Here is a 9,115-nt window from a genome sequence, read left to right on the forward strand (position 1 = left end):
ACGCGACACCGAGACGGTGCCGGCTCATGGCTGACCCGGCCCTCGACGAATTCGATCCGGCCGAACTGCAAACCGGGCTGCTCAAGCAGGTCGAAAACGTGCATGAGCGGCTGCGCGAGGCCCGTGAACGGCATCGCGTGATGGTGGGAAATCCCGTCGCCGAGAACACCTCTGGGCAGGTCGGCAACCTCGGCGTGACGGTGCTCGGCTACGACGAGTGCCAGACGGTGCTCACTCATCCCGACACCTTCTCGTCGTCGATTTACGACCAGATCATGGGCCCGGTCATGGGCCGCACCCTGCTCGAACTCGAGGGCGCCGAGCATCGGGCCAGCCGCGCCCTGGTGTCCCCGTCGTTCCGGGCGGCGCTGCTGGATCGGTGGCGCAGCGAGCTGGTGGAGGTGGTGGTCGGCGAGCTCATCGACCGGTTCGCCCCCCGCGGGCGGGCCGAATTGGCCCGCGAATTCACCTTCGCGTTCCCGGTCCAGGTGATCGCGCGGATCATGGGCCTGCCGCGCCAGGACTACCTGCGCTTCCAGCGGTTGTCGATCGAGATGCTCAACGTGGTCTACGACTGGGAGTGCGGGATCGCCGCGTCGGCGGCGCTGAAGGAGTATTTCGGCGGGTTGCTCGCCGAGCGGCGGCGCAACCCACAGGACGATCTGATCAGTACGTTGCTGGAATCCGAGATCGACGGGGCCCGGCTGACCGACGACGAAATCTTCGCGCTGCTGCTGCTGATCCTGCCGGCCGGCGTGGAGACGACATACCGCGCCTCGGGCAACCTGCTGGTCGCCCTGCTCACCGAGCCCCCCGCGTTGTGGGACGCGGTGCGCGCGGACCGCGTCCTGGTCCGTGGCGCCATCGAGGAGGCGCTGCGGTGGGAGCCGCCGATCACCACGGTGATGCGGGTGGCGGCGCGGGACAGCGAGCTCGGCGGGGTCGCGATCCCGGCGGGAACCAAAGTCAGCGTCAGCGTCGCGGCGGCCAACCGCGATCCGAACCGCTACCCGGACCCGGACCGGTTCGATCCCACCCGCACCAATATCGCGCACCTGACCTTCGGCGGCGGGCCGCACCTATGCCTGGGTATGCACCTGGCGCGGATGGAGGCATCGGTCGCGATCAATGCGCTACTCGACCGGCTGCCGGATCTGCGGCTGGACCCGGACGCGCCGCCGCCGGAGGTGGTCGGCGTGGCGTTTCGCTCGCCGGCCGCGCTGCCCGTGCAGTTCACCCCGGCATGAGGCCGCCCGGCGCGGCGCGGCACCGGGCGGGCGGGTCAGCCGGCTTGTCGCTGCCGACCTGCAGGATGATTACCGGCGGACGCCCGGGGAGGGCGGATCACGTTCTCCTTGACGCGGTGCGTCACAGAGCTCCACGCCGACGGCGAAAAGTGCGTCGTGACTTCCTCGAACCCGTCGACGCGGGTAACCGTGAGTACGCCGGTGTCCTGGTTGATGCTGAGCTGGTCGCCCTCGCTGGCGTGGACTTCTTCTCCGTCAAGGAGCCGGATCACGAACACTGCGGCTGCTCCTCTCTTCTGGTGGCGCGGTAGAAGCTGGCGACGATCTGGCAATCGAAACCAATGGTAGGTGCGGCCCGCGGCGGCCCCGGGACCGTTGCGAAGCCAGCTCGTGAACGTCTCGGAAATGTTCGGTTACCAATTCGTCACCTGGCTGGTCGGCGGTAGCGCGGTCCGATTTCAACCGCTGTGCAAGGGGTTTCAGCAATCACAAAGCCCCGCGGCGGTGCAGCCCGGGGGGCACCGCATGACGCACCCGATCGAAGGGTTGTCCGTCGGCGGGGGAGGTATCCCACTTTTTGATAGGTTAGGCTACATTTACTAAGCGTGACCGAAGCCAGTGTCGACACGAGTCCGGCAGGCCCCGCGTCACTGTCGTTGCGGTTGCCGACCCATATCGCCCCGGCGGATTTGGCGGCCGAGTTGGCTGCGGCGCTGCCCGAGCGGGATGGCGAGGAATATCTGCTGTACGAGCGCGACGGCCAATGGATTTTGGCTGCCGGAGTGCTGGTCATGGTCGAGCTGGACGCTGACGAGCTGCGCGTCATCCGCGACGGTGTAACCCGGCGACAAACGTGGTCGGGGCGACCGGGACCGGTCCTCGGTGAGGCAGTTGACCGACTGCTGCTGGAAACCGACCACGCCTTCGGCTGGGTCTCCTTCGAGTTCGGCGCGTACCGGTTCGGACTGCAAGGCCGGCTGGCACCGCAGACCCCGCTGGCGCGGGTATTTTGGCCCCGCACCCGCATCGTGGTCACCGACGAGGAAATTCGGCTATCCGGCGCCGAGGACCGCCACAACGAGGCGGTGGACCGGCTACTGGGCGACGATCTGCCCGGCACACCACCTGCGTCGGTGATCGACGTGGCCACCGACACCACCGGCTACCGCGCTCGGGTCGCGGCGGCCATCGACGAGATCGTCACCCGCCGCTACCACAAAGTCATCCTGTCCCGCAGCGTGGACGTGCCGTTCGCGCTGGACTTCCCGTCGACGTACCGATTGGGCCGCCGGCATAACACCCCGGTGCGCTCGTTCTTGTTGCGGCTCGGCGGTTTTCGGGCGATGGGCTTCAGCCCGGAGCTGGTCGCGGCGGTATCCAGTGACGGGACGGTGGTCACCGAGCCGCTGGCCGGTACCCGGGCGCTGGGCCGTGGGACGGCGTGCGATCAGCGAGCCCGCGACGACCTGGAATGGGATTCCAAGGAGATCGTCGAACATGCTGTGTCGGTGCGCAGCTCGCTGCGCGAGATCAACGAGATCGCTGAGCCGGGCAGCGCGGCGGTCACCGACTTCATGACCGTGCGCGAGCGCGGCAGCGTGCAGCACCTCGGCTCGACGGTCAGCGCCCGGCTGGACACCTCGAAGAGCCGCATGGATGCGCTGGAGACGTTGTTTCCCGCGGTCACCGTCTCGGGTATCCCCAAAGCTGCCGGCGTCGACGCCATCATGAGGCTCGACGAAGGTCCACGCGCACTGTATTCCGGTGCGGTGGTGATGTTTTCGGCCAACGACGGGCTTGATGCGGCCCTGACGCTACGAGCGGCCTACGAACACAACGGGCGAACGTGGCTGCAGGCCGGGGCCGGCATCATCGGTGCATCACAACCCGACCGCGAATTCGAGGAGACTTGCGAAAAGCTGGCTACGCTCGCACCCTATCTGGTTGCGCGGCGCTGACTAGTTGGCTTGCAAGTCCGCCGATCGTTCCATGTAGTCCGCGAGGATGCGGCTGACAAGCGACTCGATCGTCGATTCGATCGACGACGCCAAGGTGGCCGTGACGGATGCGACGGCCTGGGTGCGGAATCGCACCAGCATGGTGATCAACTCCGCGATCTCGGTGTCGGCGGGCAGCGCCTCGCCGGGCCTGATCCGGTCGACGACGTGTTCGGCGCCGGCGCGCACCAGCATCTCGCTGATCTGGTCGACCAGGGGAACGATCTGTTCGTGCAAGCCGATGAGTTTGTCCATGCTGACGCCGTAGCCACGGATCTCGTCGAACGCGTCGATCAGTTTGGGCCTGGTCACGGTGGCTTGGCTGCCGTCGACCCGGACCACCCCCAGCGCGACGAGCCGGTCGAATGCGCGCGGGTCGGCGATGCGGCGTTGAGCGTCGGCGAGCGGCATGGTTTCGGGCTTTTCGGTGGTCCAGGTGCCCGCGATCGCGGTCTCCAGGCCGAGGACGTCGCCGAGGTTTTTGCCCTCTTCCCAGGCGCTGAGCATCTCCCGGACATGTGCGATCGTGTATCCGCGGTCAAGCATCGAGGTGATCAGCCGGAGCCGGGTCAGATGGGTGTCGTTGTACAACGCGACCCGCCCGACGCGCAGTGGTCGGTGCAGCAGGCCCCGGTCCCGGTACACGCGGATATTGCGGGTGGTGGTGCCGGCCAACCGGGCCAGGTCGTCGATGCGGTATTCGCCGGACGTCGACACGGCATGGGGATGACGGGCCGCCGCGTCGAACAACTGGGCCACCGCGGTTTCGACCACATCCCGCGATCCTCGCCGCACCCGTTCGGGCGCGCGCCGTATGTTGGCCAGCACGCCGGTGATCGTGGGCGATCGTTCAGCAGGCATCAGGCGGCGTCTCGGGTGACCGCGTCGTAGTCGGCGAACCGAAAATCGGCCATCTGCCGAAGATACTGGGTGGCGAACCCCGGATACATCGACGCGTTGAAGCCGTCCTTGGTCAGATACCAGCTGCGGCAACCCGACATCCACGTCGTCTTGGTCAGCCGTTTCTGGATGCGCTCGTTGTAGGAGCGTTGGACGTCGGCGCGCACGTCGAGATAGCGCAGCTCATTGCCGAGGATGGTTCTGATAGCGCGTACCGCGTAGACGATTTGGCCCTCGATGTACACCAGCAGCGAGTTGTGTCCGGGCCCGGAATTGGGGCCGGTCATGAAGAACAGGTTTGGGTATCCGTGCGCGTTGATGCTCTTGTAGGCCTGCGCGCCGTCGGTCCATTCGGCGTGCAAAGAGCGACCCCCCAGGCCGGTGACTTCAAACGGCGGGCCGGTCAGGTGTACGTCGTAGCCGGTCGCGAACACGATGCAGTCCAGGCGGTGTTCGATGCCGTCGCTGGTGCGGATGCCGGCCGGGCTCAGCGTCGCGATCGGCCAGTCGATCAGTTTGCAGTTGTCGCGCTGCAGGGCGGGGTAGTAGTCGCTGGAGACCAGCATGCGTTTGCAGCCCGGCGCGAAGTCCGGTGTCAGCTGTCGGCGCAACCACGGGTCTTTGACGGCCAGCCGCAGATGGGCTTTGCCCAGCCGCGCCACCAGCCCGGTCAACGGGGTGTTCCACACCAGCGCGGTGGCGCTGGCTTCGTGGCCCCAGAACAATGCCTGTCGAGTAAGTTCTTGAGCCACAGGTACTTTTGTGAATACCGCTTGTACTGCTGTTGGTGTGGGGATATCGAGGCGGGGCAGTACCCAGCCCGGGGTGCGCTGGAAAACCTTGACGAACTCGGCTTGCTTGACCAGTTCCGGGATGATCTGGATGGCGCTGGCGCCGGTGCCGACGACCGCGACCCGCTTGCCGGTGAAGTCGTAGTCGTGGTCCCAGCGGGCACTGTGGATCTTTGTGCCGAGGTAGGAGTCGATGCCGCGGATGTCCGGGAAGCCGGAGTCGGCCAGCGGCCCGGACGCCAGTACGACCGTGCGGGCGTGAAAACGCTTGCCGTCGCGTGTAGTCGCGGTCCAGACACCGGCGCTTTCATCGAATGAGAGTCCGTTGACCTCATGGCCGAACCGGATATGGCGGTGGATGTCGAACCGGGTGGCCATGTCCTCGAGATGCCGGCGGATCTCACCGGCGGGGGAGTAGGTCCGCGACCAGTTCGGGTTCTTGACGAACGAGAACGAATACAGCAGTGACGGGATGTCGCAGCTCGCACCCGGATAGCTGGTGTCGCGCCAGGTTCCGCCCACCCGGTCACTGCGCTCGAGAATGACGATGTCAGCGACACCGGCCTGAGTCAGTTTGACCGCGGTACCCAGACCGGTGAAGCCGGCACCGACGATCAGTGCCGCGTGGATATGGTTGCGCGCCATGGCTATGCCGCGGGCTCGTGGGTGAGCTCTTTGAACCAGCTTGGCACCGGCTTCAGCAGCGGCCGGGGGTAGCGATGCGACAACCGCACCATGGAGTCGGCCAGCAGGTGATAGGGGTGGCGTGGGTTGACCACCACTGCGGCATGGCGTTTGAGGACTTGATAGGTGGGCACTCGCCACGTGCTTTCGCCCCGGTCTCCGAGTTGCTTGAAACGCTTGACCGCGTTATACAGCCGTTCGGGTTCCATTCCCATGCTGATGATCTCGTTGCGGATCTGGTTGAGCAGCGGGATGGCGATCAGGCCGCCGACGATGGCACCCGGGGAGGCCACGTTGCCGATGAATTCGATGACCAGCTTACGCGTGGTAGCGTGGCCGATCATGTCGAGCACCTCGAAATCCACAGCGAGATGCCGGGATTCATCGTTGTTGATCTTCTCGAAGACCTGATGGCACACGGGATCCTCGACTTCGTCGAGCAGAAATTTCAGCAGTGCTCCATCGAGGGCCACTTCGAGCATCGGGATGACGGTACCCAGCAGGGACAGTGGCATGTTGTCGGAGTAGCGGTCCAGCCACTCGATGGCCAGCCGGATGTTGATATTGGGTTCGGGCAGCTCGCCGTCATCGATCATGCCCCAGCGTTTCATCAGCGCCAGTTCGGCGTTGGCGTGGCGTTGTTCCTCGGCGTGGAAGTATCGGTAGATCTCGGCCAGCGTTGGGGTGGGTGCCTTCTTGGCCAACGCCGCGAACCCGCGGGCGCCGACGTTTTCGATCCAGCACAGGTCGGCCATGAACGCCTTGAGTTTGGGGCGGAACTCGTCGCTGATGGTTTCGGCACCGGGTGCGTCCCAATCGATGTCGGCCAGTGCCCACTGCCGGTCCTTGATCTTGGCCAGCATTGCTTCCATGTCGATCGCCATCGGATCCTCCTTGGATTTGTCCGATCAGTGCGGTACGGCGCGGGACATCATGCCGACCGCACGGGTGTACGCCCCCGGAGCGAATCGTTTGATGTTCCAGCCGATCTTGGCGTCCAGCTGCGGCATGCAGTACAAGTCGCCGCGATCGTGGGCGTCCAGGCAGGTGCGTGCGACTTTGGCCGGCGAAAGCCCGGTCCAGCGCATCAACTTGGTAGCGAGTTGGTTCGATTGCGCGCTGATGCGGCCGGATTCGACGATGTTGGTCTTGACGAAGGTGGGGCACAGCACGGTGACGTTGACGCCGGAGCCGGACAATTCGGCGGCCAGTGTCTCGGACAGCGAAACTACGCCGGCCTTGCTGACGTTGTAGGCGGCCATGCCGGGTACCGCGCCGAATGCGGCCGCCGATGCGACGTTGATGATGCCCCGCGGAGCCTTTGGTGCACCGGCTGCCCGCAGAATCGGGACGAACACATGGCAGCCGTGGATCGGCCCCCACAGGTTGATATCGAGGGTCCAGTGCCAATCGTCAAGGGGCATTTCGCCGATCGTGGCGCCGCCCGCGCCGACACCGGCGTTGTTGATCACCAGCGTGGGTGCGGCGCCGAACCATGATTGGGCCTGCGCGGCCAGGTCGCGGACGTCGTCGAACTGTGCCACGTCGCAGCGGACGGCGATGGCTTTACCGCCCTGCTCGGTGATTCGGTCCACCGTGGCGGCAGCGGCGGCTTCGTCGATGTCGCTGCAGACCACCGCACCGCCGCGACGGGCGAGTTCGACGGCGAACGCCGCACCGATCCCGCTGCCCGCGCCGGTGACCACCGCCGACGCGTGGTGGCTGGCCTTGGGTGAGCTGCGACCGAGCATGGAACTAAGTCAACAGAAAATGTTGACATTAGTCAATGGCAACGTTTGGGACTCGGCTCGCCGAGTTAGGGCCCCAGCAACTGCGCTGCGATCGCCTTCTTGTCGACCTTGCCGACCGCGGTGGTGGGCAGCTTGGCCATCTCGACCAGCATGTCTGGCCGGGCATGCGTGGATACTCCGCGTTGGTCGAGAAATTCATTCAACTCGGGCAGCGTCACCGATGGGCCCACGAATACCACTGCGGCGCAGATCCTTTCACCCAGATAGAGGTCGGGAAGCGCTACCGCGGCCGCGGACCAGATCGCCGGGTGGGCGAGCAGGTGTTCTTCCAGGTCGGCCGCGGCAATCGTCTCGCCGCCGCGGTGGATGACGTCTTTGACTCGCCCGGTGACCTCGAGGTAGCCGTCGCCGAAGCGGCGGACCAGATCGCCGGTGCGGAAAAAACCGTCGGGGTCGAAGCAGCGTTCGTTCTCGCGTTCGGCGTGAAAGTAGCCGTTGAGTGTGTACGGCCCCCGCACCAGCAGTTCGCCATCGACACCGGCCATCACCGGCTGACCGGTGTCATCGACGATGCGTAACTCGTCGTCGGCGCACAGCGGCCTACCCTGGCTGCGGTCGACCAGTTCCGGCGGATCGTCCACACCGGTGTAACACAGCAGCCCTTCGGCCATCCCGAACACCTGCTGCAGGCCGGTGTTCAGCGCGGTGCGGATGCGCGGACCGTCTTCGGCATCCAGCTTGGCGCCGCCAACTTGCAAGAGCCGCAACGACGTTGGCGTCATCGGTTCCCACTCGCAGGCCTGCGCCCACAGTTTCGCCAATGCCGGCACCAACGCTGTCACCGTGACGCCGTAACGCTCGATCGCGGCGAAGGCCGACTCAGGGCTGGCATCGCTGGTGAACACGGTGGTGGCGCCGACTGTCATCGCACCGAGTAGGCCGGGGCAGGCAAGCGGAAAGTTGTGCGCGGCCGGCAACACGACCAGATAGACGTCGTCGCACGTCAATCGGCAGATCCCGGCGCTGGCAGTGGCGTTGTAGACATAGTCGTCGTGGGTGCGCGGAATGAGCTTGGGCTTGCCGGTGGTGCCACCGGAGACCAGCAGCAGCGCCGGCGATCCCGGATCTGCGACGCAGGGCGCCGGCCGATGCGCCTCAGTCCCGCACACCTGTGCCCACGACACGAAAGGTCCGGGATCGCCGTCGACAGCGACGTGCCGCAGCGTGGGATGGTCGTCGAGCAGTGCCTGAGCCATCGTGCGGTAGTCGAAACCGTTCGCCGTGTCGGCAATCAGCAGTCCGGCGGCGCCGCTGATGGCGGTGAAGTGCCCCAACTCGGCGCCGCGGTGGCCCGGCAGGCACATCACCGGGATGGCGCCGGCGCGCAACAGGGCGAACAGCGCCACCGCGAACGCAGCGCTGTTGGGCAATTGCAGCAGCACCCGATCGCCGGGCACGATGCCCAGCGCGCACAGCCCCGTCGCCGCACGGTCGGCCCGCTCGTCGAGTTCGGCATAGCTCAGCTGTTGTTGGCGCGCCCCCGCATCGACCACGGCGACCCGATCCGGCCATCGTCGCGCGGCCTCGGACAGGATCGAGTCGAGGGTCCGGCCCCGCCAATAGCCGGCTGACCGGTATCGCGCGGCCCGGTCGGCGGGGAACGACACGAAGCCCTCTAGACCGTTCGTAGCCGTCTGCGCCATGCGCAATCCTCTAGTGGGTCCTGATCTGGCCTCGTGTCGGGC

At 66.1% G+C, this 9,115-nt stretch carries 8 protein-coding genes; 2 read left to right on the forward strand and 6 right to left on the reverse strand.

Going from position 1 to position 9,115, the window contains the following annotated elements; translation table 11 throughout:
• Positions 1-26 precede the first annotated feature (26 nt).
• Positions 27-1,247: a cytochrome P450 gene (locus tag ACRDTL_RS21805; RefSeq protein ID WP_431508777.1), complete on the forward strand. Its 1,221-nt coding sequence runs from the start codon at positions 27-29 to the stop codon at positions 1,245-1,247.
• 35 nt (positions 1,248-1,282) lie between these two features.
• Here the strand turns inward: ACRDTL_RS21805 and ACRDTL_RS21810 are convergent, their stop codons facing one another.
• Positions 1,283-1,525 carry a hypothetical protein gene (locus ACRDTL_RS21810; RefSeq protein ID WP_431508778.1) on the reverse strand — a complete coding sequence of 81 codons (243 nt, stop codon included), beginning with the start codon at positions 1,523-1,525 and terminating at the stop codon, positions 1,283-1,285.
• Between the two features lie 327 nt (positions 1,526-1,852).
• On the opposite strand from ACRDTL_RS21810, the gene ACRDTL_RS21815 reads away from it, so the two are divergent.
• Positions 1,853-3,205 carry a salicylate synthase gene (locus tag ACRDTL_RS21815; protein WP_431508779.1) on the forward strand — a complete coding sequence of 451 codons (1,353 nt, stop codon included), beginning with the start codon at positions 1,853-1,855 and terminating at the stop codon, positions 3,203-3,205.
• Here the strand turns inward: ACRDTL_RS21815 and ACRDTL_RS21820 are convergent, their stop codons facing one another.
• The 5 genes from ACRDTL_RS21820 to ACRDTL_RS21840 form a co-directional block, all read right to left on the reverse strand.
• Positions 3,206-4,105 (reverse strand): MerR family transcriptional regulator, encoded by a 900-nt coding sequence (locus ACRDTL_RS21820; RefSeq protein WP_431508780.1) that lies wholly within the window; start codon positions 4,103-4,105, stop codon positions 3,206-3,208.
• Entirely contained in the window at positions 4,105-5,586 is a 1,482-nt protein-coding gene (locus ACRDTL_RS21825) for a flavin-containing monooxygenase (protein ID WP_431508806.1), read from the reverse strand. Before ACRDTL_RS21825 ends, ACRDTL_RS21820 begins: the two co-directional genes overlap by 1 nt.
• On the reverse strand, positions 5,583-6,503 hold the full coding sequence (locus tag ACRDTL_RS21830) for a ferritin-like domain-containing protein (protein WP_431508781.1): 921 nt from the start codon (positions 6,501-6,503) through the stop codon (positions 5,583-5,585). Before ACRDTL_RS21830 ends, ACRDTL_RS21825 begins: the two co-directional genes overlap by 4 nt.
• 24 nt (positions 6,504-6,527) lie before the next feature.
• Positions 6,528-7,370, reverse strand: coding sequence for an SDR family NAD(P)-dependent oxidoreductase (locus ACRDTL_RS21835; RefSeq protein WP_431508782.1), 843 nt, complete (start codon positions 7,368-7,370; stop codon positions 6,528-6,530).
• Between the two features lie 65 nt (positions 7,371-7,435).
• Positions 7,436-9,073 carry a (2,3-dihydroxybenzoyl)adenylate synthase gene (locus tag ACRDTL_RS21840; RefSeq protein WP_431508783.1) on the reverse strand — a complete coding sequence of 546 codons (1,638 nt, stop codon included), beginning with the start codon at positions 9,071-9,073 and terminating at the stop codon, positions 7,436-7,438.
• Positions 9,074-9,115 lie beyond the last annotated feature (42 nt).

The organism is Mycobacterium sp. (assembly GCF_050700595.1).
Classification (GTDB): domain Bacteria; phylum Actinomycetota; class Actinomycetes; order Mycobacteriales; family Mycobacteriaceae; genus Mycobacterium.